This is a genomic window from Sulfurimicrobium lacus, from assembly GCF_011764585.1.
Taxonomy (GTDB): domain Bacteria; phylum Pseudomonadota; class Gammaproteobacteria; order Burkholderiales; family Sulfuricellaceae; genus Sulfurimicrobium; species Sulfurimicrobium lacus.
In genome coordinates this window covers 3320769-3343399 of the sequence record NZ_AP022853.1, presented here as the reverse complement: position 1 = coordinate 3343399, position 22631 = coordinate 3320769, and the positions used below count along the sequence as shown (strand labels likewise).

Genomic DNA, 22631 nt, shown 5'->3' with positions numbered 1-22631 from the left:
AATCCGTTTATCTAGGAATTGTGCGACGTGGGCAGCTGGGTCAGGCCGCTTTTTCATTGAACTTGCCATAGCTCATCAGCCGCGCATAACGCGTTTTCAGCAGTTCGTCCAGCGATGGATTTTCCTGAATCTGGTTCATGCTTTCCTGCAGCGCCTTTTTAAGCGTCTGCATCGTCGTGTCGGGGTCGCGATGAGCGCCGCCGACCGGTTCGCTGACTATCTTGTCGATCAGTCCCAGCGCTTTGAGCCGGTTGGCCGTGATCCCGAGTGTTTCAGCAGCGAGCGGCGCCTTGTCCGCGCTCTTCCACAGGATGGAGGCGCAGCCTTCGGGCGAGATGACGGCGTAGCTTGAATATTGCAGCATCAGGGTCACGTCGCCGACGCCGATCGCCAATGCGCCGCCGGAGCCGCCTTCGCCGATGATGGTGCAGATGATGGGGGTGCGCAGCTCGGACATGACGTAAAGATTGCGCGCGATGGCCTCGGACTGGCCCCGCTCTTCGGCGCCGATGCCGGGATATGCGCCCGGGGTGTCGATAAAAGTCATCACCGGGATGCCGAATTTTTCCGCCATGCGCATCAGACGCAGTGCCTTGCGGTAGCCCTCGGGGCGCGGCATGCCGAAATTACGGCGGATCTTTTCCTTGGTGTCGCGCCCCTTCTGGTGGCCGATTACCATGACCGACTGCCCGTCGAAGCGGGCCAGGCCACCGACTATGGCCGGGTCGTCGGCATAGGCGCGGTCGCCATGCAGTTCTTCGAAATCGGTGAAAATGCCCTGCAGATAGTCCAACGTGTAAGGGCGTTGCGGATGGCGCGAAACCTGCGAAATCTGCCAGGCACCAAGTTTTCCATAGATGTCCTTGGTGAGGCTCAGGCTTTTTTTCTGCAAGCGCGCGACTTCTTGCGAGAGGTCGAGCGCGGAGTCTTCCTGAACGTTGCTCAGTTCTTCGATCTTGCCTTCGAGCTCGGCGATCGGCTGTTCGAAATCGAGAAAAGTGGTTTTCATGGGCGGACGTTACCTAAAGGTGAAATGCATGATACAGAGCTGACAGGCGAAAAAGAAGGGGCGGTAAGCCCCTTCATTCGGTGTTACTTGCTTGTGGTCAGCAGCGGTGTGCTGCTTTCATCCAGGTTGAATGCCTTGTGCAGGACGCGCACGGCAAGTTCCAGATATTTTTCGTCGATCACTACGGAGATCTTGATTTCCGAGGTGGAGATCATCTGGATGTTGATGCCCTCTTCCGCCAGGGTGCGGAACATGGCGCTGGCGATGCCGACGTGGGAACGCATGCCGACGCCTACTACCGATACCTTGGCGATTTTTTCGTCGCCGACTACTTCACGGGCGCCGATATGGGCCTGAACCCCTTTCAGGATGGCGATGGCCTTTGCGTACTCGTTACGGTGCACCGTGAAGGTGAAATCGGTGGTGCCGTCAGCGCCGACGTTCTGGATGATCATGTCCACGTCGATGTTGGCTTCCGCCACCGGCCCCAGAATCTGGTAAGCAATTCCCGGGCGGTCGGGTACGCCTAGCACGGTGATTTTTGCTTCATCGCGATTGAACGCGATGCCCGAAATAATCGCTTTTTCCATTTTATCGTCGTCCTCAAATGTAATCAGCGTGCCATCGCCGCCTTCTTCGAAGCTGGAGAGCACGCGCAGTTTTACCTTGTATTTGCCGGCGAATTCCACCGAGCGGATCTGCAGCACCTTTGAACCGAGGCTGGCCAGTTCCAGCATTTCCTCGAAGGTGATGGTGTCCAGGCGGCGTGCCTCCGGCACGATGCGCGGATCGGTGGTATAGACGCCGTCCACATCGGTATAGATCTGGCACTCGTCGGCCTTGAGCGCGGCCGCCAGCGCAACGCCGGTGGTGTCCGAGCCGCCGCGGCCGAGGGTGGTGATGTTGCCGTCTTCGTCCACGCCCTGAAAGCCCGCGACCACGACCACGTGGCCTGCATCGAGATCGGCATGGATTTTGTTGTCGTCAATCGAAACGATGCGTGCCTTGGTGTGCGCGTCGTCGGTGACGATTCGCACCTGTGCGCCGGTATAGCTTTTGGCCTTGAGGCCCAGATCCTTGAGCGCCATGGCGAGCAGGGCGATGGTTACCTGTTCTCCGGTGGAGACCATGACATCAAGTTCGCGCGGGTCGGGCGTGCTCTGGATTTCCTTGGCCAGCGCCAGCAGGCGGTTGGTTTCGCCGCTCATGGCCGATACCACCACCACGACCTGGTGACCGAGGCCGCGGAAGCGCGCCACGCGCCGGGCGACATTCTTTATCCGTTCGGGGTTGCCGACCGAAGTGCCCCCGTATTTCTGTACGATCAGTGCCATTGCGTGCTCTGCAAAAATTGGGAATTTTAGCTTATTTACAGTGAGAAAACGAGAGCGTATTGTTGCTAATCCATTGGCATTATGCTCGCCCCGTACCACAAAAAAATTTATCCTGTCTATAGGGAAAACCATTATTCTGTGTTATTATTTTCCTGTCATTTGTCAGGCGTCGGCCGAACAATTCATTTAAATCATTTGCTTGAGGTGCTGAACCATGAAACTTTTCGAGAAAATTACTAACCCGCGTGAAATTCGCCGCAAACTCGGCATGAACCAGCAGGAGTTCTGGACCAAGATCGGTGTGACCCAGAGCGGCGGTTCGCGCTATGAAAGCGGGCGCGACATGCCCAAGCCGGTGCGGGAATTGCTGCGCCTGGTGCATATGGAGCAAGTCGATCTCTCCAAAGTGAAGCGTGAGGATTTCGAGATCGTGGAGTACATGAAGCGGGCCCACGCCGACCTTTACAAGAGCATGAAGAAGGCCGTGCGCAGCGCTCACAAGGAAACCGGCAGCAACGTGCACTAAATACTGAGTTTTACTGCTAGCCCCAGCTGCTTGATGTCGATTGCGAGCGCCTCGAGCCAGGCGCTGGGTGCCTTGCTCAGGCGCGGCGCTTCCGGTTGCAGCGAAGTGCGCGCCAAACCATATAACAGCACTCCCTGTAGGGGGATTCTTTCGGCCTGGCAGCGCGCCAGGAATTCCAGGTAAGCCCGGCGTTCATCCGCAGGCGCAGGCTGGCCATCCAGGGCAAACGTCGCAGTCTGAATCCAGGTTGGACAAAGACTGGCGGCGACGCGCAAATTCTTGAGTACGGTTTCCGTCGTCTGGCGGCTGTGGTTGATGAGCATTCGACCTTGTGCAGTCGCACTATCCAGCTTGAACCAGATTTCCCCATTCAGCTGCGCTATTTTTCTTATGCCGTTGCGTACTGACGGGCGATGAATCAGGCTGCCATTGGTGATAAGCACCAACTTGATCGTGCCGTTCAGGCGGAATTCGTCCATGACGCGTCCGATCACTTCGATGCTCTGTTCGAATTCCGCGGCACTGGTGGGCTCGCCGTTGCCTGACAGGGCGATGTCGTTCAGGCGCCGGGCTTCCGGTGGAACGTTGTCGTGCATGAAAGAGCCATGCAGCAATTCATTCAGAAAACCGCGTAATTCCCTTTCCAGCAAGTGAAGATCGACCGGCGGGGCGCTGCCGCGTTGCAGGTTCGGCACCTGGCAATAAATGCAGCGCCAGTTGCAGGCGTTGTTGGTGTTGAGATTGATGCCGACCGACACGCCGCCGGCGCGGCGCGACACGACCGGATACACGTAACGGAGTCCGGCGCTATCGCGGCTGTGGTCCGTGGCCGTAAGTTGGGGTTTTTTGCTGCTCATGCGCTTGATTGAACCACTGAACGCCGCCTCGGGCAAGGATGAATGATATAATTCGGGCTCATTTTTCGAGCGCTTTTTCGACATGCTGATTACCCGCAGGCTGGAGTTCGACGCCGGCCACCGCATTCCCAATCATGACAGCCAGTGCCGGCATCTGCACGGCCATCGCTATGCGCTTGAAATAACGCTTTCCGGTCAGATTATCGACGTTGAGGGTGTCTCCGAACAAGGCATGGTGATGGACTTTTCCGCTGTCAAAACCATTGCCAATGAAATGCTGGTCAACCACTGGGATCATGCGTTCCTGGCGTACCGGGGGGATGCGGCCGTGGTGGCATTCCTGGCCACGCTGCCCGGACACAAGACGGTGGTGCTGGATGTCGTTCCAACTGCGGAAAACCTTGCGGCAGAAGCCTTCCGTGTGCTTGACAAGGCTTATGTCGACACCTATGGAAACCAGCTGCGCTTGGAGCGCGTGCGTCTCTACGAAACGCCCAATAACTGGGCTGATGCCGTGCGCTAGCGCACGTGCTTATGTTCCTTCCCGAGTAGTGTGATGTTTAAACTGATCGTTCTGGTTTTTGCCCTGTTGTCGCTGTCGCAAGCAGGTGCGGCTAATCGCGACGACGACTTTCTGGCTGCACGGGACGCGTTTCGCACTGGCGATGCCGCACGACTGAATGCGATTGCGAAACGCTTGAACGGCGACGTGCTGGCGCCTTACCTGGCCTATTACCAGATCCAGATGCGGCTCAAGGATGCCAGCGAAGAGGAGGTGCGCAGCTTTATCGCGAGCAACGCCGATTCTCCTCTCTCCGACCGCCTGCGCGCCGACTGGCTGAGGATCCTCGGGCGGCAGCAGAATTGGGCAACATTTCAGGCGGAATATGCGGCGCTGGCGAGCAATGATGATGTCGAACTCGCCTGTTTTGCCCTGCAGGCAAGATTGCAGGGCGGCGACGATTCAATTGCACAGGACGCTCGGCGGAAATGGCTGAGTGGCGGTGAACTGCCGTCGTCCTGCAAGCCGCTGTTCGATGCCTTGTTCGCAGCCGGGAAGTTTGGTGTCGAGGATGCGTGGGCGCGCATCCGGCTGGCGCTGGAAATGGGCAACATCGGCGTGGCGCGCCAGCTGATCCTGGGCTACCTGCCCGAGGCGCAAAGGGACAGTCTGCGAAACATGGAAAAGGTGGCCGACAACCCGCAGCAATTCCTCGATTCGGGTTCCATCGACACGCAAAGCCGCCCGGGCCGCGAACTAGCCATGTTCGCCGTTTACCGTCTGGCGCGCAGTTCGCCGGCTGCCGCACAGCCTTACTGGGAGCGCTTGCACGCCAGGTTCAATGGCGAAGAACAGGGCTATGTATGGGGACAGATGGCTTTTCATGCTGCACGCAAGCATGATCCTGTGGCCTTGAATTGGTTCCACGAGGCTGGCGCTACGCCCCTCAACGAATTGCAGATGACTTGGCGGGTCCGCGCCGCCCTGCGCGTGCAGGATTGGCACGAGGTTCTGGAGAGCATCGCTGCCATGCCCGAGGCCCTGCAGAACCAGGGTGCATGGCGCTATTGGAAAGCGCGGGCGCTCAAGTCGCGAGGCAAGCTCGGCCCTGCCAACGGCATTCTGGCAAACTTGTCGCGCGAGCATAATTTCTATGGCCAGCTGGCGACCGAGGAGCTTGGCGCCGTGGTCAGCAATCCTGTTTCCACCTACCAACCCGGCGCTGACGAAATAAGTGCAGTCAATGCCATGCCCAGCATCCAGCGTGCTTTGGCACTGTATCAACTCAATCTGCGCACCGATGCCAACCGCGAGTGGATCTGGGCGACACGCAGCTTCGACGACAAGCAGTTGCTGGCTGCCGCAGAAATCGCGCGGCGTAATAACTGGCTCGATCGCGCCATCAATACGGCCGACAAGACGCGCGAATTGCACGATTTTGGCCTGCGCTATCCTGCGCCGCACCGCGACGTGATGCAGGTCTATGCCCGTGAGCGCGATCTCGACGAGGCCTGGGTCTATGGTCTGATCCGTCAGGAAAGCCGTTTTGTGCAGCAGGCTCGTTCCAGCGTCGGTGCGTCGGGGCTGATGCAGCTGATGCCGGCAACCGCGCAGTGGATCGCCAAGCGGCTTGGCCTCAAGCATTTTCGGCAGAACCTCATCGGTCAGCTCGATACCAATATTTCCTTCGGCACCTATTACCTGAAGTACGTGCTCGATACCAACGACGGCCAGCCGGTGCTTGCCACCGCCTCATACAACGCAGGGCCGTCGCGGGCCAAACGCTGGAAGGATGAGCATGCGCTGGAAGGAGCGATTTACGCCGAGTCCATTCCCTTTACCGAAACCCGAAACTATGTGCAGAAGGTCATGAGCAACGCCAGCTACTACGCTAACCGTTTCGGACAGCAACTGGTTACGCTCAAACAAAGACTGGGAACCATCTCGGGCAGAGCTGGCGAAAAAGAGTGCCAGAGCCGGGATGAACGCAGCCCCTCCTGCGATCCGTGACGAGCAGCCGATATTCCGGCTAAAATTGTCCTGTTTACCGAGCAGCGGTTTTTTTAAGGCGCAAAATGAATATTAAAAAAGTGTGTGTACTGGGGGGCAGCGGTTTTGTCGGTATTCATCTCGTCAATAAGCTGGCTATGGCCGGCCATGCGGTGCGGGTTCTGACGCGTACGCACGAGCATGCCAAGAAGGTGGCGGTGCTACCCGGTGTGGAAGTGTTGGAGGCCAATATTTTCGATCCGGCCGAGCTCGAACGTCATTTCGCCGGCATGGATGCGGTGATCAATCTGGTCGGTATCCTCAACGAGCAGAAGACCGGCCGGGCAGACAAGCCCTTGGCGGGCCGCGGTGATTTTCATGAGGTGCACGTCGAGCTGCCGCGCAAGATCGTGCACGCCTGCGCCGCAAGCGGCGTGAAACGCCTGTTGCACATGAGCGCGTTGAAGGCCGATCCCGGTGCGCCGAGCGCCTATCTGCGCTCCAAGGGGCTGGGGGAAGCCATCGTGCTCGCCGCTGGCATGCTGCCCGGCGAGGATGAAAGCGCGCATCCCGATGGATCAAGGTTCATCGATGGCTATGGCCTTGATGTGACTACCTTCCGGCCCTCGGTGATTTTTGGCCACGAGGATTCCTTCCTCAACAAGTTTGCCGGCCTGCTCAAAATGGCGCCGGTATTGCCGCTGGCCAGCCCGGATGCCAGGTTCCAGCCGGTGTTCGTGGACGATGTGGCTCAGGCGTACGTCTCCAGCCTCAACAATTCAGCCACCTTCGGCCAGAGTTACGATTTGTGCGGCCCGAAAGCCTATACCTTGCGCGAACTGGTGGAACTGGTGGGTGCCATGATTGGCCGCAAGCGCAAGATAATTGGCCTGTCCCCCCGCCTCTCTTATCTTCAGGCCTGGTTTTTTGAATGTCTGCCGGGCAAGAAAATCATGACGCGCGACAATTATTTCTCCCTGCAGGTCGAATCGGTGTGCAGCGCGGCGTTCCCCACGGTTTTCGACATCACGCCGAGCGCGCTGGAAGCCGTCGCGCCAGGATACTTGGTCGAATCCAGCCCTTATCAGGGGTACCGCTCCGCAGCGGGGCGCTGATCGCTCCATGATGGTCTACCAGGTCGGCGGGGCGGTGCGTGATGAACTGCTCGGTCTGCCTGTGCAGGACCGGGACTATGTGGTGGTGGGCGCTACGCCGGAAGAAATGATCAGGCAGGGCTTCCGCCCCGTGGGCAAGGATTTCCCGGTTTTTCTCCATCCCCGGACCCATGAGGAATACGCCCTTGCGCGCACCGAGCGCAAGACGGCGGCCGGTTATAAAGGCTTTCAGGTCCATGCGTCTCCGGAAGTGACGCTGGAGCAGGACCTGGCCCGGCGCGATCTCACCATCAACGCCATTGCCAGAGATCCAGATGGGCGCCTCATCGACCCTTATGGCGGGATGAGCGATATCAAGGCCGGCATCCTGCGTCATGTCAGCCCGGCTTTCGTTGAAGACCCCGTGAGAATCCTGCGCGTGGCGCGTTTCGCGGCCCGCTTCGAACAATTTTCCATTGCCCCGGAAACGCTCGCCTTGATGCGTGCGATGGTGGACAACGGCGAAGTGGATGCGCTGGTGGCGGAACGTGTGTGGCAGGAGATTGCCAAAGGGCTGATGGAGAAAAAGCCCTCGCGCATGTTCTATAGCTTGCGGGAATGCGGTGCCCTGGAACGCATCCTGCCCGAGGTGGAGCGCCTGTTCGGCGTGCCGCAACCGGCGCAGCATCACCCCGAAATCGATAGCGGCGTACACGTGATGATGGTGGTGGATTGCGCTGCGGCGCGAAATTACCCCCTGCCGGTGCGTTTCGCTGCCCTGACGCACGATCTAGGCAAGGGGGCTACACCGCCGGAGGAATGGCCGCGCCACATTGCCCATGAAGTTCGCGGCTTCGAACTGATCAAGCCGCTTTGCCTGCGCTTGCGTGTCCCCAACGATTGCCGCGACCTGGCACTGGTGACGGCGCGTTTCCACGGACTCGTCCACCGCACCTTCGAATTGCGCCCGGAAACGCTCCTGAAACTGTTGCAGGAAACCGATGCCTTGCGTCATCCGCAGCGTTTCGAGCAGTTTCTCCAGGCCTGTGCCGCGGATGCCTGCGGCCGTTCGGGTTTCGAAAATCATCCCTTTGAGGCGGAAGATTTTCTGCTTCAGGCCCTGAAGACGGCCGCTGCTGTCGATGCCGGTGCGGTCGCCAGGCAGTGCGAGGACCCCGCCGCCATCAAGGAACATGTCGCTCAGGCGCGCCTGACCGCTATTAAAGAATGGCTGGCGCAAAGGCGCGGCACTTGCCCGTAGTGAACGTCGTATAAAATACTCTCGTGATTTTTTACCGGAATACTCAACCATGCAAACCTTAGGCAAATATCCCTTCAAACGTCTGCGCCGCATGCGGCGCGATGATTTTTCCCGTCGCCTGATGCGTGAGCATCAGCTGGGAGCCGGCGACCTGATTTATCCCGTATTCGTGCTGGATGGGGAAAATCGCATCGAGGCGGTAGCTTCCATGCCGGGCGTCGAACGCCTGACGCTGGACTATCTGCTGGAGCGGGCGCAGCAGTGTGTCGAACTGGGGGTGCCGGCGCTGGCCATTTTCCCGGTGATCGACGCTTCCTTAAAGAGTCTGGATGCGGCTGAGGCATATAACCCGGACGGCCTGGTGCCGCGGGTGGTGCATGCCTTGAAACAGCGCTTCCCCGAACTGGGCGTGATTACCGATATCGCGCTAGACCCCTACACCAGCCACGGTCAGGACGGGCTGATCGATGCTGCCGGGTACGTGATGAACGACGAGACGGTGGCCGTGCTGGTGCGCCAGGCGCTGGCTCACGCGGCAGCGGGGGCCGACGTGGTGGCGCCATCGGACATGATGGATGGCCGTATCGGCGCGGTACGCGCAGCGCTGGACGGCGCCGGTTACATCCATACGCGGATTCTGGCGTATTCAGCCAAATATGCTTCCAGTTTCTACGGGCCGTTCCGCGATGCGGTGGGTTCTTCCGCCAATCTTGGTGGCGGAAATAAATACACCTATCAAATGGACCCGGCCAACAGCGATGAAGCGCTGTGGGAAGTGGGGCAGGATCTGGCTGAAGGGGCGGATATGGTGATGGTCAAGCCGGGCATGCCCTACCTTGATATCGTGCGTCGCGTAAAGGATGAATTCAAGGCACCCACCTTCGTCTATCAGGTCAGCGGCGAATACGCCATGCTCAAGGCTGCTGCCCAGAATGGCTGGCTGAACGAGAAGGCCTGCGTGCTGGAAGCGCTGTTGGCGTTCAAGCGCGCTGGCGCGGACGGAATTCTGACTTATTTCGCGCTGGACGCCGCGCGTTGGCTGCAGGAAAAGTGATTACTGGGCCAGTTTCGCGTGGCGCTCGCGGTCCAGTTTGATGATGTAGCGCTGAATCATGGCCTGCTGTCCGGAAGGCAGGCCAATGAACATGCACCCGGCGCGCAGGGCCTTTGAACCGTTCTTCATCGTGACTTCATGAACGTTGCGGATCTCGATCTCCGTCGTGACGGTACCGATTTCCGGCAGTACGATGCGGCAAGCGGAAAATTTGTCGCCAATTTCAAACGCGATCACATGTTGGCCATCGGTAATGGCAATTCCCCCCAGGCTGATGTCGGCGATAGCCGCTTCTATCTTGGCGCCGCCAGCCATGGTCATGACGCATTTGATCGGGTTGATCACCGGAGTGGAGAGGCGATAGTACTCACGCCTTTGCAGCTTTAACAGTTCGCGGGGAATGCCCGCCTTGAATGCAGGGCGGCCGAGATGTTCAACTGGCTTCATGCCATCGACTACGAACTGTACCTTGACACGGTCCATCGCTGTTACCAGGATGATCTTGTCGCTCGCCAGCGCACGCTGGTTGATGATTTCATCGGCGCCGAAGTCGAGTGTCAGTGACCCCGCATCACCATCCACATCGATAATGGACGTCAGAATGAAATCCTTGCCATGGTTGAAATAGGCGGTGACGAGCTCGTTTTTGTTCTGGATCGCCCGCAGGATATAGAGGATTTCCAACCTGGAGTGAATCATGTAGTTGCTGCCGTCGGTGGCAGCTTCGGTTTCTAGCGCGGGGTGCTCCATCCGTGATCTATGTTCTCATTCCAAGGTCCAGCCAGAAGGGCGAGTTGGTGCCGATATTTTTACGACTCGCGGTGCGACCGCAATTTTGCCTGATTCTCAAGAATGAGGCCAGTTTGGAGCAAGGTGGCTTCAGGCGATTGCCAGGATGGCTTCCACTTGTCTGATTTTGGCGCGGTCCGGCGATTTTCCCGCGGCAGCATTTTTTCGTAGGTCGTCGGTGCCAAAAACTGCCAGCCTGATTTCGGCTGTTTCGCCCTGAAGGGTAAACGTTGGCACGGGAAGCATTTCATCGTTGATGCGGAAGCGTTTTTCTCCGGTCTCATAAGGCATTCCGCTATTGAGTAGAAACAGTTCGACTTCCTTCACGTTGTCCGTGAACAATTGCAGGTTGATGTCGGAGTGGCGCGTGGCTGTTCCGCTTAACACGGACCCTGTGAGGTGGGGGTTGAAGCGTTCCAGTAGTTGCATGGCTGTCAGGGCTTCCTGACGCAGGGATTTCAAGCGCGCCGGTTGCTCGTCCTTCTGGTATAGCTCCTGATAGGCTCGCAGAGCCGTTTCCACTTCGGCATTGCTGGGCAGGCTGTGGCTGTCCGGTACCCCGATTTGACGGGCGGCTTTGCGTTTGGCGGCAGCATAATCCTGTATACCATCCTCGGCGATCAGACGTGCAGCAGATTGGGCGATCAGTTCGCGCATCTGGCGCCGCTGAGGGGAGGAATCTTTTGTCATGTGACGCGTCAAGAATATCTGCTCCTAGAAGAGTTGATCCTTGATTTCGTCGGGACTTTTTGCCCCTGGAAGCCCAATGACATCATCTGTCCACTGGTTCTGGGTTGCAGGCGGAAATTCCTGGTAGAAGTATTCTGGAATGCCCCCATCGCTAACGCGCAAGCCATTTTCCGGGTTGATGTTGATTACGCTGACGCCATCAGGAATTGCGTATTGGCTTTCCGGGACATTTTTAAGGGCCTTGCCCATGTAGCTCATCCATATTGGCAGTGCGGCTTGTCCGCCAGTTTCACCCGCACCCAGCGAGCGCGGCCGGTCGTAGCCGATCCAGGATACCGCCACTAGGTTTGCGTTGAAGCCGCAGAACCAGGCGTCAACCTGGTCATTGGTGGTGCCGGTTTTTCCGGCCAGGTCATGTCGGCCCAGTTGCATCGCCTTGATGGCTGTGCCGTGACGCACCACGTCCTGCATCAGAGTGGTCATGATAAATGCATTCCGCGCGTCAATGGTCCGTTCTGCCGATACCCCCGCACGCACAGGTTTTGCCTGTGCCAGCAGGGCTCCCCGCCCGTCCACAATGCGGTCAATAAAGTATGGTTGCACGCGGTAACCGCCGTTAGCGAATATTGAATAACCTGCAACCATCTGCATCGGCGTAACGGAGCCTGCACCCAGTGCCATGGTCAGGTAAGCTGGATGCCGGTCTGCGCTAAACCCGAATCTGGTGATGTAATCCTGGGCATATTCTGGCGTGATGGACTGCAAAATGCGAACAGAAACCAGATTTTTGGATTTGGTGAGCGCGGTGCGCAGACGCATCGGGCCCTCGGTCTTCCCGTCGTAATTCTTGGGTTCCCAAGCTTCGCCAGCATTGGCGCCGGGCAAAGATAGCGGCGCGTCGTTAATGATGGTGGCGGGCGTAAAACCTTTTTCCAGTGCGGCTGAGTAAATAAAAGGCTTGAAGCTCGAACCGGGTTGCCGCCAGGCTTGGGTAACATGGTTGAACTTGCTGTGATTGAAATCGAACCCTCCCACCATCGCACGAATGGCTCCGTCGTGGGGGTCTGCCGAAACAAAAGCTGCCTCAGCTTGAGGTAGTTGGGAGATTTTCCAGCCACCTTTGTCGCGCGACATGATTCGGATCAGGGAGCCGCGGCGCAGGTGCGTTTTCGCCACAGAATTGGGAGCGAGAAATTTTTGGGCAAACTGCAGGCCTTCTCCGCTAATTTCCACGGTTTCACCATTCTTGCTATAGGCCGAGATTTTTTTCGGGCTGGCTTCAAGCACGACTGCGGGAATCAGTCCATCGACTTGGTCCACATCGTCCAGTGCACTTTCCAATGCGTCATCGGGGAGCGAGCCGCTGTGCTGTAAATCGATAAAACCCTCCGCCCCGCGGTAGCCGTGGCGACGGTCATAATCCAGCACGCCCTGGCGCAGGGCAAAATTTGCGGCTTCCTGGTCAGCCCTGCGCAAAGTGGTATAAACCTTGATACCGCTGCTGTAGATCTGATCCTGATAACGCTCGAATAAGCTTTGGCGTACCAGCTCGGCAACGTAGTCAGCGTTTACTTCGGCTACCTGCGAGTCATGGTGGACGTGAAGTGGTTGCTGTAATGCGGCCTGGAACTCGCTATCCTTTATATAGTGAAGCTCGTGCATGCGCCGCAATACGTATTGCTGGCGTAATTTTGCGCGTTTTGGATTGACCACGGGGTTGTAGCGTGATGGCGCCTTAGGCAGGCCGGCAAGCATGGCGGCCTCGGCTATATTAATTTGGGCAAGCGGTTTGCCGAAATATAGTTGGGACGCGGAGGCAAAACCATAAGCGCGTTGGCCAAGGTAAATTTGGTTGATGTAAAGCTCGAGAATTTGATCCTTGGAAAGACTGTGCTCAATTTTCATCGCCAGCATGGCTTCGCTAATTTTGCGTGTAAGCGTCTTTTCGCTGGAAAGAAAAAAATTACGCGCGACCTGCATGGTGATGGTGCTTGCGCCTTCGCGAGCGCCACCCGCCGTCAGGTTGGCTAGGGCTGCACGGGCAACGCCAACATAATCAACCCCGCCATGCTGGTAAAATCGGTCATCTTCCGCCGCAAGTATGGCCTGGCGCATGATGGGGGGGACATCCTTGATTTTGACTACGGCGCGTCTCTCTTCCCCGAATTCACCGATCAACGCGCCATCCGATGTGTAGATGCGAAGCGGTATTTTGGGCCGGTAGTCTGTCAGGATGTCGAGTGAAGGCAGTTGTGGGTAAATCAATGTAACCACCAGCGCGATCAGCGCGGTTACGATGAGGCCGCCTGCCAACACTACAAGGGAGGTGTAGTGCCACCAACGGAGAGTCATAATTGAGATTTTCTGGAAAGGTTGTGGTGTAATAAGTGTTCAAGATTATAGACGGTAAATTCGAGCAAAAGAAAACTTGCATAAAATTAGTTTACAGGGTGTATAGTTGCTGATAGCATTTAATGTAAATTATACGTATTGCTTCTAACCAGGCCGTGCGGAAGGGGAAATTTACTTGCGATTCGATTTTCTGGAAGCCAAGTCGCCGCCTTTAATAGGTGTGGACATCAGTTCTTCTTCAGTAAAAATGGTGGAGCTTGCAGAGGCCGGGAAGGACCTTTACCGCGTAGAACGTTATGCGATCGAGGCGCTGCCAAAAGATGCGGTGGTGGACGGCAATGTCGTCAACCTCGAGGCTGTGGGCGAAACTCTCAAGCTTGCGTGGAAGCAGATGGGGGGGCGCATCAAAAACGTTGCCCTCGCTCTTCCTTCAGCGGCGGTCATCACCAAAAAAATTGTAGTTCAAGCTGGATTACGGGATCAAGAACTTGAGCTGCAGGTTGAGGCGGAAGCAAACCAATATATTCCTTTTGCCTTGGACGAGGTAAATCTGGATTTCCAGATCGTCGGCCCTGCATCGAACAACCCAGATGAGGTTGAGGTGCTGATAGCTGCATCGCGCAAGGAAAAGGTCGACGATCGTGTCGCCGCAGCTGAAGCGGCGGGGCTCAAGCCGATGGTGATGGATATCGAATCCTATGCCACTCAGGCATCATATGACTTGATAGCACGCCAGTTGCCGGGTGGCGGGCGGGATCAGACTGTGGCAATCGTGGATATTGGTGCAGCCATGACCCACATCAACGTGCTGCATAACAATCAGTCGGTGTATTTGCGAGAGCAGAATTTCGGCGGAAATCAACTGACGCAGGAAATCCAGCGCCGTTATAGCCTTTCAGTAGAAGAAGCCGAGATAGCTAAACGTCAGGGGGGGTTGCCGGATAATTACGAGCCGGAAACATTGCAGCCGTTCATGGACACCCTGGCGCTGGAAGTGGCGCGCGCATTACAGTTTTTCTTTTCCTCCACCCAGTTTAATCGGGTTGACCTTATACTTCTCGCGGGCGGTTGTGCCATGATTCAAGGGCTTGACGAAGTGGTAGCTAGCCGGACTCAGGTTAGTACCATGATAGCCAATCCTTTTGCCAACATGGCTTTGTCTTCTCGCGTCAAACCCAAGCAGCTGACCGCTGACGCCCCGGCGTTAATGATCGCATGCGGCTTGGCTCTGCGGAGGTTCGATACATGACAGTCCGCATCAATCTTCTGCCGCACCGCGAGCAAAAAAGGGCGGCCAGGCAGCAACAGTTTTTAATTCTAGCTGGCTTGGTCTTGGTTTTTGGAGCCGTAATTGCTATTGCCGGGCACACTGTGATTGCCGCTAAAATCGATAATCAAAGTGGGCGAAACAGCTTTTTAAAAGCGGAAATAACCAAGCTTGACAAGCAGATAGAGGAAATTAATAGCCTCAAGGAAAAGACCCAGGCACTTCTGGAACGTAAAAAGGTGGTGGAGTCCTTGCAGGCAGATCGCTCATTGGTTGTCCATTTGCTTGACCAGCTTGTACGCCAGTTGCCGGACGGTGTCTATTTGAAATCCATAGATCGGAAAGGCAACAACGTCAAATTGGTAGGGTATGCACAATCCAATGCGAGAGTGGCTTCCTTGATGCGCAACTTGGACGAATCACCTTGGCTGGAGTCGCCAGTTCTAATTGAAACCAAGGCGGTTGTCCTGAACAATTTGCGGGTGAGCGAGTTCGCTCTAGATGTCAAACTGGTTTCTCCCAAAGCTCCTGATGCTAAAGGCAATCCAGCCGAGAAAAAAATCTCGCAGTCTTCCAATTCCAAGGATGAGAAGGCATGAACCTTGAAGATTTGAAAACACTGAATCTTAAGGATATCGGTGGTTGGCCAGTCCTGCCAAAGGTGGCTGTGCTATTGCTGCTGCTGATAGTGGTAGTCTTTGCGGCATACTGGTTCGACTGGAATGAGCAGTGGGCACAACTCGACTCCGCACGGCAGGAAGAAGCTACGTTGCGCGACACATTCCTCGCCAAGAAAAAACAAGCTATCAATTTGGATACCTACCGTCAGCAACTGAAAGAGATAGACCAGTCTTTTGGCGCGCTACTTAAACAACTTCCAAACAAGTCAGAAATGGACGCTCTTCTGGTTGATATTAATCAGGCGGGATTGGGCCGTGGGCTGGAATTCGAGTTGTTTAAGCCGGCTCCAAGTGAAACAAAGACTGAGTTTTATGCATCATTGCCGGTGACGATAAGGGTTACTGGGACTTACCACGATTTCGGACACTTTGCCAGCGATATTTCCCAATTGCCGCGCATAGTGACTCTGAACGACATAAAAATCGAGGCTTCCAAAGACAATAGGTTGACTATGGACGGTGTTGTGAAAACCTACCGCTATTTGGATGAAGCCGAAGTCTCTGCCCAGAAAAAACCGGCTGCGGATGGCAAGAAAAATGGCGCAGGGGGGGCGAAGCCATGAGATGGTTGATAATTGCTGTTATGACACTGGGCATGACCGGATGTGGAGGTGGCCAGCATGATGACCTGGACCAGTTCGTGCGCGACGCAGGCCAGGGGATGAGGGGAAAGGTGGAGCCCTTGCCGGAAGTAAAACCTTATGAACCCTTTCCCTACGAAGCGTTCAATTTGCCTGATCCATTCGCTCCACGCAAACTAAAGCCAGCTGCAAGTGGGGGAGGAGGCTTTCAGCCGGACCTGAATCGCCGCAAGGAGCCACTTGAATCCTTTGAACTGGAAAAATTAAAGATGGTTGGCACGCTGGAACAAAACCATGTGATATATGCCTTGATCAAAGCGCCTGACAACAGTTTAAGCCGGGTGAAAGTCGGGAACCACATGGGTGTCAATTTTGGCGTTATAACAAGTATTAGTGAACAAGAGATCAAGCTGACCGAAATAATCGAGGATAGCGCGGGCGAATGGAGTGAAAAGCCAAGCAGCTTAACGCTGATTGATGAATCGAATGCGGGTCAACAGAAGAAATAGAGGGCGCCATGATTAGATCGAATTTGATAATGAAAACGATGTTCCGTATGGCGTGCGCCGTACTGTTAACAGGTGCGGCTACCATCTCGGTTGCGGCGGACGGCGGGGCGAGTGCGCCCGTGACCGATCAGAATAATATCGAAAGCGTGACTTACACCACGCTTCCGAACGGTAAAATTGAGGTCAAGGTCAGTTTGAAGCAGGCGCTGGCTACGCCTCCCGTCGGTTTTACGACGAATAACCCACCACGCATCGCACTAGATTTTCCGGGAACGGCCAATTCACTTGGCAAGAATTTGATGGAAGTTGGGCAGGGTACGTTGCGCACGGTGAATATAGTCCAGGCAGGGACACGCACTCGCTTGGTAATGAATCTTGCCAAACCGGTTGGTTATGAAACACGCATGGATGGCAAGGACTTGTACGTCACGTTGCAGAACTCACCGACTGTCGTATCAAATGCGAACGTAACGACGCGATTTGCCGAAGCGGGCGTTAGCACGCCAGTCGGGCAACAGATTCACAGCTTGAACGATATCGATTTTCGACGCGGCAGCAATGGAGAGGGGCGTATCGTCGTTGGGCTGTCTGATTCGACGACTGGAATCGATATACGCAAGGTGGGCAAAAATCTGGTTGTGGAATTTATTGATGCCAAGCTGCCGACTAATCTCGAACGCAGGCTCGATGTGCTCGATTTCGGTACACCGGTTAAAGCGCTCGCCACGTCTAGCCAGGGGAAAAATACGCGTATGGTGATTGAGCCGCAGGGGCTTTGGGAGTACTCCGCTTACCAAGCCGACCGCCAATTCATCGTTGATGTTAAGAAAGTTGTTGAAGATCCAAATAAGATGGTCGCAAGCGGGAAACAGGGCTATGCAGGCGAAAAACTGTCTCTAAATTTCCAGAATGTCGAAGTGCGTACAGTTCTTCAAGTAATCGCTGATTTCACAAACCTGAACATCATTACCAGTGATTCAGTGTCTGGGTCACTGACCTTGCGATTGAAGGACGTTCCATGGGACCAAGCACTGGACATTATATTGAATGCAAAGGGATTGGATAAACGGAAGAACGGAAATGTCATTTGGATTGCGCCCCGAGATGAACTCGCCGTTAAGGAAAAGGCGGAGTTAGAGGCTAGGCAGCAAGTATCCGAGCTTGAGCCGCTGCAGACAGAATATTATTCGCTGAATTACCTCCGCGCGGATACTGCCAATAAAATGCTTCTAGGCCAGGCGGGGACTACTTCCGATAAAGGGGATGACGCTAGCTGTGCGCCGGCTGCTGCTGGCGTTAAAGCAACGGCCTCCACTGCTACGGGAAGCGCTGCTGCTGGACCACAGAAAATATTGTCGAAACGTGGAACGGTTACCTTTGATCAAAAGACAAATATGTTAATTGTCAATGATATTCCTAGCAAACATGAGGAAATAAGGCGTTTGCTAGCGGTCATCGACGTGCCTGCTAAACAGGTAATGATTGAGGCGCGCATCGTTTCTGCTACTGATGGATTTAGCAAAGAACTTGGTGTACGGCTGGGAACCAGCTTTAAGGGGTCAATTGGCAACAAAAGTTACTCCTCTCTGCCGCAACCATTGGGTTTGAATGTCAATAATGTAGATCTTCCTGTCGGGCTTTCTCCAATTTCAGGAGCTAGTCCAGCGACCCTTGCTCTAACATTAATGAATCTTAGTGGAGGGAATCTGATTAACCTTGAACTCTCAGCCATGGAGTCGGATAACAAAGGTACGGTTCTATCCAATCCGCGGGTCATGACTTCCAACCAGCGTCCAGCGGCGATTGTTAAGGGCATTCAGTTCCCTGTCATAACTCCTGGCACTGCTAATTCGCCTCCGACCACAACTTATAAGGATGCATTGCTCTGCTTGTTGGTTAATCCACAGGTTCTCAATAATGATTCAATATTGCTGGATGTCGAAATAACCAAGGACGATCCACAAACGCCAGATACTGCGGGTAATAGGGCTCTTGATATTAATCGAGTAAAGACACAGATTTTGGTGAATAACGGTGATACGGCTGTGCTTGGTGGAATATTTATTCAGGATACCAAGAAAGGGGTCGATAAGGTTCCGCTTTTAGGGGACATACCGGTATTTGGAAACTTGTTTAAAAAGACGACTCGTTCAGACGAAAAAAATGAATTGATGATTTTTATAACCCCGAGAATTCTCAAGGAAAGTTTGAATGTTCAGTAGGATCGGGTAATCATACTTAAAACATATCATCTGATAAAATAGACAGAGGGGATGCCGTGCATCCCCTCTGTCTATTTTCACGACTAATTATTGCGTGTCAGCGCAAAATTGCCTTCCGATCCCTGGTCCGGCTTGAACCATGCCAGTTTGCTTTGTAAGCTCACTACTTTACCAACAATGATTAATGTGGGAGGCTTTAGACGCGCATCAGTGGCAAGTCGTGGCAATGATTCAAGCGTGCCAGTAACGACGCGTTGACTGGGTGTTGTGCCTTGCTGAACTATGGCGGCCGGGGTGGATGGTGTTAAACCGTGTGTGATTAATTGCTGACATAAGACAGGCAAGCCCAACAGGCCCATATAAATAACAACAGTCTGATTGGGGCGTGCCAGCATATCCCAATCCAAGTCCATAGTACCGTCTTTCAGGTGGCCGGTTACGAATACGCAAGCCTGTGCATAGTCGCGGTGAGTCAGGGGGATTCCGGCATACGATGCCACTCCAGATGCAGCGGTTATCCCGGGTACGACCTGAAATGGAACTTGGTTGGCAGATAGTGTTTCGATTTCTTCGCCGCCGCGGCCGAAAATGAAGGGATCTCCGCCTTTGAGACGAAGCACCCTCTTGCCTTCCTTGGCTAGCTTGACTAGCAGTTCGTTGATTTCTTCCTGGCGCATGGCATGGTTTGCACGCTGCTTGCCAACAAATATGCGGTCGGCGTCACGTCTGGTTAACTCAAGAACCTGCGGTGTTACCAGATTGTCGTAAACGATAACGTCTGCTTGCTGCATCAGACGCAGAGCGCGGAAAGTGAGTAAATCCGGATTTCCAGGGCCACCTCCAACCAGGTAAACCTCACCTTGAGGTGGCGTGTCTGCAGACTCTGTGATGGCTTTTTCCAGCGCCCCCTTCGCTTGTTCCTCTTGCCCTGCAAAGATCATTTCGGCAATCGGTCCTTGGAAAACTTTTTCCCAGAAAATTCGCCTTTGTCCTGATTCAGAAAAATGTTGTTTTACTTTCCCTCGGAATTTTTCAGCTAGCGAAGCCAGACGTCCATATGAAGCTGGTACCAAGGTTTCCAGGCGGGCGCGCAGCAACCTGGCCAAAACCGGAGATGCGCCACCCGTGGATACAGCGACAATTACAGGTGATCGATCGATGACTGAAGGCATGATGAAGGAGCAAAACTCCGGGTCATCCACGACATTGACTGGAATGTGATGTGCTTTTGCGACTTCGGATACACGCTTGTTAACTGCCCGATCATTGGTTGCAGCGATAGCGATTACAGCTTGATTCAAATGCTCAGGGGAAAAAGTTTCCTGAACATAGGTAATAATACCTTTATCTGCATCTCCTTTTAAGGTCGCGCAGAGTTGCGGAGCAACCACCGTAACCTTTCCCCCAGAGTGCAACAACATCGCGACTTTGCGCGCGGCTACATCACCTCCACCAATGACGCAGCAAGGCTGGCCTTTGATGTCAAAAAAAATTGGCAAAAATTCCATGACTTGAATAATCCGTGAAAATAATCGGGAAGGTGCTGCGTTTAGTTAGAGTTGACTGGTGCGTTCGAAAGCTTGTGTTCGACGGCAAAGATTGCGGCTTCGACACGTGAAGTCAAGCTTAGTTTGGAAAGTATGTGCCGCACGTGAAGTTTGACGGTGTCGTGGCTGATATCCAATTGGCGGGCGATTACCTTGTTGCTCTCTCCAAGTGCAAGGTGGGAGAGGATTTCGCGTTCGCGCTGGGTCAGAAGATCAAGCATGGAGGCCGGTTGCTGCGCGGCGGGCTGGTTGTTCTGCAGCAATCCGACAAGTTTCATAGTCATGGAAGGCGCGACTACTGTTTCGCCGCGGGCGGCACGCACGATAGCATCAGCCACATCGTCCGGCTCCATGTCCTTGAGCAAATAGCCGCGCGCACCAGCACGAAGGACGTTGGCTAGATCTTCCTCGGCATTGCTTACCGTTAGTACCAGTGTGGGTATGCTGTTGCCCTCCAACTGGAGTTGGCGCAGCAGTGAGAGCCCATCGATAGGCTGCATGTGCAGATCGGTTACCATGACATCAGGCTTGAGTTCATCAAGCAACTGGCGCGCCTCATCAGCGCTTCCCGTTACCCCGGCGACACTGATCTGCGCGTTGCGTTCCAGCAGTTCAGCCAGCCCCTTGCGGAAAAGCGTGTGATCGTCCACTAGCAAAACACGTATGCTCATATCCCTCCCTCCTTCTTCGGAGCAGGGAAGGTAAGCAAAACGCGCGTCCCGCGTTCGGGTAGCTTCTCGACGACTACATTGCCGTTCAGGCGCTGAGCCCGCTCCCGCATGATGCTGAGTCCGAAGTGCATATCTTTATCGGGCGTGCGCTTGGGGGAAATGCCGATACCATCGTCTTCAATGCAGACCCAGTACTGGTTGTTGCCATCCAGTCCAAGCGTCAGGCTGACATCCTGCGCTTTGGAATGCTTGTTAATGTTATGCAGGGCTTCCTGGACGATGTGGAATACCTGAACCTCCTGATCCGGCGTGAGATTCAGATCGGGCGCCAAGTTGGAAAAATTAATGAAAATCCCGGTTTTTTTGAAAAATCCGTTAACGATATCCTGAAGCGCCGGAAGTAGCCCGCGAGGATCCATCCGGTTGCGGAAGTGGGTAAGAAGTTCACGCAAGCCGGAGTAAGCGGTATCCAGCCCCTCACTTACATCTTCAAGATACTTCGCCGAGTTGGCCGTGTCAGCGTGTTCCATCGAATCGCGTAGCAGTGCCAGGCGCATTTTCATGTAAGCCAGCGTTTGCGCGAGTGAATCGTGCAATTCATTGGCAAGCATCTGGCGCTCATTCATGAGTGTGATACGCATGTTTTCACGAGTCAGTCGTGCGTTCTCAAGCGCCATGCCAAGATGTTCGCTTATGGAATCGAACAGCAGCGCGACATCTTCCGGCACAGGTGTGTCACTGGCCATGAACAAATTGTAAACGCCTTGTACCTTGCCCTGAAAACGCAGTGGCACTGCGATGATGTGCTGGCAGCGCGAACCGAAATAGCTGTGAGAATTACGTTCGGAGCAGAAATGAACATTGGTGCTGTGGCGATGCGAGTGCTTGCGTGTGGCCTCGCCGCACAGACCGCATTCAAGTTCCACGAATTGTTCCTGTTCGACGATTTCTACCGGCAAACCGATTGAGCCCACCAAACGTAAATGGGAGCCGTCTGCCGTCAGAACTCGCACTGCACCGGCATCTGCGCCAGCAAGCTTGACCATGGTGCCGAGAAACCGTTCCAATAGGGCTTCGAGGTTGTTTTCCGTGGACAGGCTGGTAGCGATCTCCGACAGAACGCGCAGCGCGGGTATCGTATATGTCCCGGAAGCGGGATCGAGATTCGACGAAGGAAATGCGACCGTGTTCATTGGCTGAGTCGACTCTGTATCTGGTATATGTTCAAGTGCATTTCAGTCCGCTTTAAGGGCTCCCTAACTCCGAAGTACAATGGGGGCAACGAGATGCTTTTAAAGGGATAGTTGAAAAACAGTGAGGGCAGTCCTTGGTGTTGGGTTCCGCGGCAGGTTCCTCTTTTCTCAGCCGGTTGATGTTGCGAATCAGGATAAATACCGCAAACGCCACAATAATGAAGCTGATTACGGCGTTGAGGAACAAACCATAGTTGATGGTGACCGCGCCGACTTTTTGCGCTTCAGCCAGGGAAAGGTACGGCCCGGTGGCGCTACCATCCTTCAGTACCAGAAACAGGTTGGAGAAATCGACATTGCCGAGAATCATCCCGATCGGTGGCATCATGATGTCCGACACCAGCGATTTGACGATGGCGCCGAAGGCGGCGCCGATGATAATGCCCACCGCCATGTCCACCACATTGCCGCGCATGGCGAATTCCTTGAATTCTTTTAACATTG

The 22631-nt window shown here is 54.8% G+C and carries 21 protein-coding genes; 11 read left to right on the top strand and 10 right to left on the bottom strand.

Going from position 1 to position 22631, the window contains the following annotated elements; genetic code table 11:
- Positions 1-40: 40 nt before the first annotated feature.
- The gene (locus SKTS_RS16295) at positions 41-1009 is read right to left on the bottom strand and encodes an acetyl-CoA carboxylase carboxyltransferase subunit alpha (protein ID WP_173067464.1); all 969 of its coding nucleotides are present in this window, start codon (positions 1007-1009) and stop codon (positions 41-43) included.
- An 83-nt stretch (positions 1010-1092) separates the two neighbouring features.
- A complete protein-coding gene (locus SKTS_RS16290; protein WP_173067461.1) occupies positions 1093-2343 on the bottom strand; it encodes an aspartate kinase in 1251 nt (416 codons plus the stop codon).
- Positions 2344-2557: 214 nt separating this feature from the next.
- Between SKTS_RS16290 and SKTS_RS16285 the strand changes: the two genes are divergently transcribed.
- Positions 2558-2869, top strand: coding sequence for a helix-turn-helix domain-containing protein (locus tag SKTS_RS16285; protein ID WP_173067458.1), 312 nt, complete (start codon positions 2558-2560; stop codon positions 2867-2869).
- On the opposite strand, the gene SKTS_RS16280 is transcribed toward SKTS_RS16285, so the two are convergent.
- On the bottom strand, positions 2866-3726 hold the full coding sequence (locus SKTS_RS16280) for a radical SAM protein (protein WP_173067456.1): 861 nt from the start codon (positions 3724-3726) through the stop codon (positions 2866-2868). The two genes, SKTS_RS16285 and SKTS_RS16280, sit on opposite strands and share 4 nt — an antisense overlap.
- An 82-nt stretch (positions 3727-3808) precedes the next feature.
- Here SKTS_RS16280 and queD point away from each other — a divergent pair, with 82 nt between their 5' ends.
- The 5 genes from queD to hemB all read left to right on the top strand — a co-directional run bounded on the left by queD (position 3809) and on the right by hemB (position 9626).
- Positions 3809-4249, top strand: a complete 441-nt coding sequence (gene queD, locus SKTS_RS16275) for a 6-carboxytetrahydropterin synthase QueD (protein WP_173067453.1) — start codon at positions 3809-3811, stop codon at positions 4247-4249.
- 33 nt (positions 4250-4282) lie between these two features.
- The gene (locus tag SKTS_RS16270) at positions 4283-6238 is read left to right on the top strand and encodes a transglycosylase SLT domain-containing protein (RefSeq protein ID WP_173067450.1); all 1956 of its coding nucleotides are present in this window, start codon (positions 4283-4285) and stop codon (positions 6236-6238) included.
- A gap of 65 nt (positions 6239-6303) precedes the next feature.
- Positions 6304-7332 carry a complex I NDUFA9 subunit family protein gene (locus SKTS_RS16265; protein WP_173067447.1) on the top strand — a complete coding sequence of 343 codons (1029 nt, stop codon included), beginning with the start codon at positions 6304-6306 and terminating at the stop codon, positions 7330-7332.
- 7 nt (positions 7333-7339) lie between these two features.
- A complete protein-coding gene (locus SKTS_RS16260; RefSeq protein ID WP_173067445.1) occupies positions 7340-8572 on the top strand; it encodes a multifunctional CCA addition/repair protein in 1233 nt (410 codons plus the stop codon).
- 49 nt (positions 8573-8621) lie between these two features.
- Positions 8622-9626 carry a porphobilinogen synthase gene (gene hemB, locus SKTS_RS16255; protein WP_173067442.1) on the top strand — a complete coding sequence of 335 codons (1005 nt, stop codon included), beginning with the start codon at positions 8622-8624 and terminating at the stop codon, positions 9624-9626.
- Here hemB and SKTS_RS16250 read toward each other — a convergent pair whose 3' ends face one another.
- The 3 genes from SKTS_RS16250 to SKTS_RS16240 form a co-directional block, all read right to left on the bottom strand.
- Positions 9627-10376 (bottom strand): flagellar brake protein, encoded by a 750-nt coding sequence (locus SKTS_RS16250; RefSeq protein ID WP_173067440.1) that lies wholly within the window; start codon positions 10374-10376, stop codon positions 9627-9629. It lies immediately after the preceding gene.
- Positions 10377-10505: 129 nt separating this feature from the next.
- Positions 10506-11105, bottom strand: a complete 600-nt coding sequence (locus tag SKTS_RS16245) for a nucleotidyltransferase family protein (RefSeq protein WP_173067437.1) — start codon at positions 11103-11105, stop codon at positions 10506-10508.
- A 24-nt stretch (positions 11106-11129) separates the two neighbouring features.
- Positions 11130-13457 carry a penicillin-binding protein 1A gene (locus SKTS_RS16240; RefSeq protein ID WP_173067434.1) on the bottom strand — a complete coding sequence of 776 codons (2328 nt, stop codon included), beginning with the start codon at positions 13455-13457 and terminating at the stop codon, positions 11130-11132.
- Positions 13458-13632: 175 nt separating this feature from the next.
- On the opposite strand from SKTS_RS16240, the gene SKTS_RS16235 reads away from it, so the two are divergent.
- The 5 genes from SKTS_RS16235 to SKTS_RS16215 are packed head-to-tail and all read left to right on the top strand — an operon-like array spanning position 13633 to position 18716.
- Complete coding sequence (locus tag SKTS_RS16235) at positions 13633-14706, top strand: pilus assembly protein PilM (RefSeq protein WP_173067432.1); 1074 nt, start codon at positions 13633-13635, stop codon at positions 14704-14706.
- The gene (locus SKTS_RS16230) at positions 14703-15323 is read left to right on the top strand and encodes a PilN domain-containing protein (RefSeq protein WP_173067430.1); all 621 of its coding nucleotides are present in this window, start codon (positions 14703-14705) and stop codon (positions 15321-15323) included. The genes SKTS_RS16235 and SKTS_RS16230 overlap by 4 nt, the downstream gene beginning before the upstream one ends.
- The gene (locus SKTS_RS16225; protein WP_173067427.1) at positions 15320-15967 is read left to right on the top strand and encodes a type IV pilus inner membrane component PilO; all 648 of its coding nucleotides are present in this window, start codon (positions 15320-15322) and stop codon (positions 15965-15967) included. The genes SKTS_RS16230 and SKTS_RS16225 overlap by 4 nt, the downstream gene beginning before the upstream one ends.
- A complete protein-coding gene (locus tag SKTS_RS16220; protein ID WP_173067424.1) occupies positions 15964-16494 on the top strand; it encodes a pilus assembly protein PilP in 531 nt (176 codons plus the stop codon). The genes SKTS_RS16225 and SKTS_RS16220 overlap by 4 nt, the downstream gene beginning before the upstream one ends.
- 29 nt (positions 16495-16523) lie before the next feature.
- Entirely contained in the window at positions 16524-18716 is a 2193-nt protein-coding gene (locus SKTS_RS16215; protein ID WP_173067421.1) for a type IV pilus secretin PilQ, read from the top strand.
- Between the two features lie 83 nt (positions 18717-18799).
- On the opposite strand, the gene cysG is transcribed toward SKTS_RS16215, so the two are convergent.
- From cysG to mscL, 4 genes are read right to left on the bottom strand one after another with little or no spacing between them, the layout of a single operon-like run.
- Positions 18800-20224, bottom strand: coding sequence for a siroheme synthase CysG (gene cysG, locus SKTS_RS16210; protein ID WP_173067418.1), 1425 nt, complete (start codon positions 20222-20224; stop codon positions 18800-18802).
- A 41-nt stretch (positions 20225-20265) separates the two neighbouring features.
- A complete protein-coding gene (locus SKTS_RS16205) occupies positions 20266-20934 on the bottom strand; it encodes a response regulator (protein WP_173067415.1) in 669 nt (222 codons plus the stop codon).
- Entirely contained in the window at positions 20931-22127 is a 1197-nt protein-coding gene (locus SKTS_RS16200) for an ATP-binding protein (protein WP_173067412.1), read from the bottom strand. The genes SKTS_RS16205 and SKTS_RS16200 overlap by 4 nt, the downstream gene beginning before the upstream one ends.
- Before the next feature lie 52 nt (positions 22128-22179).
- The gene (gene mscL / locus SKTS_RS16195) at positions 22180-22629 is read right to left on the bottom strand and encodes a large conductance mechanosensitive channel protein MscL (protein ID WP_173067409.1); all 450 of its coding nucleotides are present in this window, start codon (positions 22627-22629) and stop codon (positions 22180-22182) included.
- Between the last annotated feature and the right edge of the window lie 2 nt (positions 22630-22631).

Bases quoted from the DNA above. Each gene is read 5' to 3' on its own strand.
- SKTS_RS16295 (WP_173067464.1), bottom strand. From the start codon at position 1,009: ATGAAAACCACTTTTCTCGATTTCGAACAGCCGATCGCCGAGCTCGAA.
- SKTS_RS16290 (WP_173067461.1), bottom strand. From the start codon at position 2,343: ATGGCACTGATCGTACAGAAATACGGGGGCACTTCGGTCGGCAACCCC.
- SKTS_RS16285 (WP_173067458.1), top strand. From the start codon at position 2,558: ATGAAACTTTTCGAGAAAATTACTAACCCGCGTGAAATTCGCCGCAAA.
- SKTS_RS16280 (WP_173067456.1), bottom strand. From the start codon at position 3,726: ATGAGCAGCAAAAAACCCCAACTTACGGCCACGGACCACAGCCGCGAT.
- queD (WP_173067453.1), top strand. From the start codon at position 3,809: ATGCTGATTACCCGCAGGCTGGAGTTCGACGCCGGCCACCGCATTCCC.
- SKTS_RS16270 (WP_173067450.1), top strand. From the start codon at position 4,283: ATGTTTAAACTGATCGTTCTGGTTTTTGCCCTGTTGTCGCTGTCGCAA.
- SKTS_RS16265 (WP_173067447.1), top strand. From the start codon at position 6,304: ATGAATATTAAAAAAGTGTGTGTACTGGGGGGCAGCGGTTTTGTCGGT.
- SKTS_RS16260 (WP_173067445.1), top strand. From the start codon at position 7,340: ATGATGGTCTACCAGGTCGGCGGGGCGGTGCGTGATGAACTGCTCGGT.
- hemB (WP_173067442.1), top strand. From the start codon at position 8,622: ATGCAAACCTTAGGCAAATATCCCTTCAAACGTCTGCGCCGCATGCGG.
- SKTS_RS16250 (WP_173067440.1), bottom strand. From the start codon at position 10,376: ATGGAGCACCCCGCGCTAGAAACCGAAGCTGCCACCGACGGCAGCAAC.
- SKTS_RS16245 (WP_173067437.1), bottom strand. From the start codon at position 11,105: ATGACAAAAGATTCCTCCCCTCAGCGGCGCCAGATGCGCGAACTGATC.
- SKTS_RS16240 (WP_173067434.1), bottom strand. From the start codon at position 13,457: ATGACTCTCCGTTGGTGGCACTACACCTCCCTTGTAGTGTTGGCAGGC.
- SKTS_RS16230 (WP_173067430.1), top strand. From the start codon at position 14,703: ATGACAGTCCGCATCAATCTTCTGCCGCACCGCGAGCAAAAAAGGGCG.
- SKTS_RS16225 (WP_173067427.1), top strand. From the start codon at position 15,320: ATGAACCTTGAAGATTTGAAAACACTGAATCTTAAGGATATCGGTGGT.
- SKTS_RS16220 (WP_173067424.1), top strand. From the start codon at position 15,964: ATGAGATGGTTGATAATTGCTGTTATGACACTGGGCATGACCGGATGT.
- SKTS_RS16215 (WP_173067421.1), top strand. From the start codon at position 16,524: ATGAAAACGATGTTCCGTATGGCGTGCGCCGTACTGTTAACAGGTGCG.
- cysG (WP_173067418.1), bottom strand. From the start codon at position 20,224: ATGGAATTTTTGCCAATTTTTTTTGACATCAAAGGCCAGCCTTGCTGC.
- SKTS_RS16205 (WP_173067415.1), bottom strand. From the start codon at position 20,934: ATGAGCATACGTGTTTTGCTAGTGGACGATCACACGCTTTTCCGCAAG.
- SKTS_RS16200 (WP_173067412.1), bottom strand. From the start codon at position 22,127: ATGAACACGGTCGCATTTCCTTCGTCGAATCTCGATCCCGCTTCCGGG.
- mscL (WP_173067409.1), bottom strand. From the start codon at position 22,629: ATGTTAAAAGAATTCAAGGAATTCGCCATGCGCGGCAATGTGGTGGAC.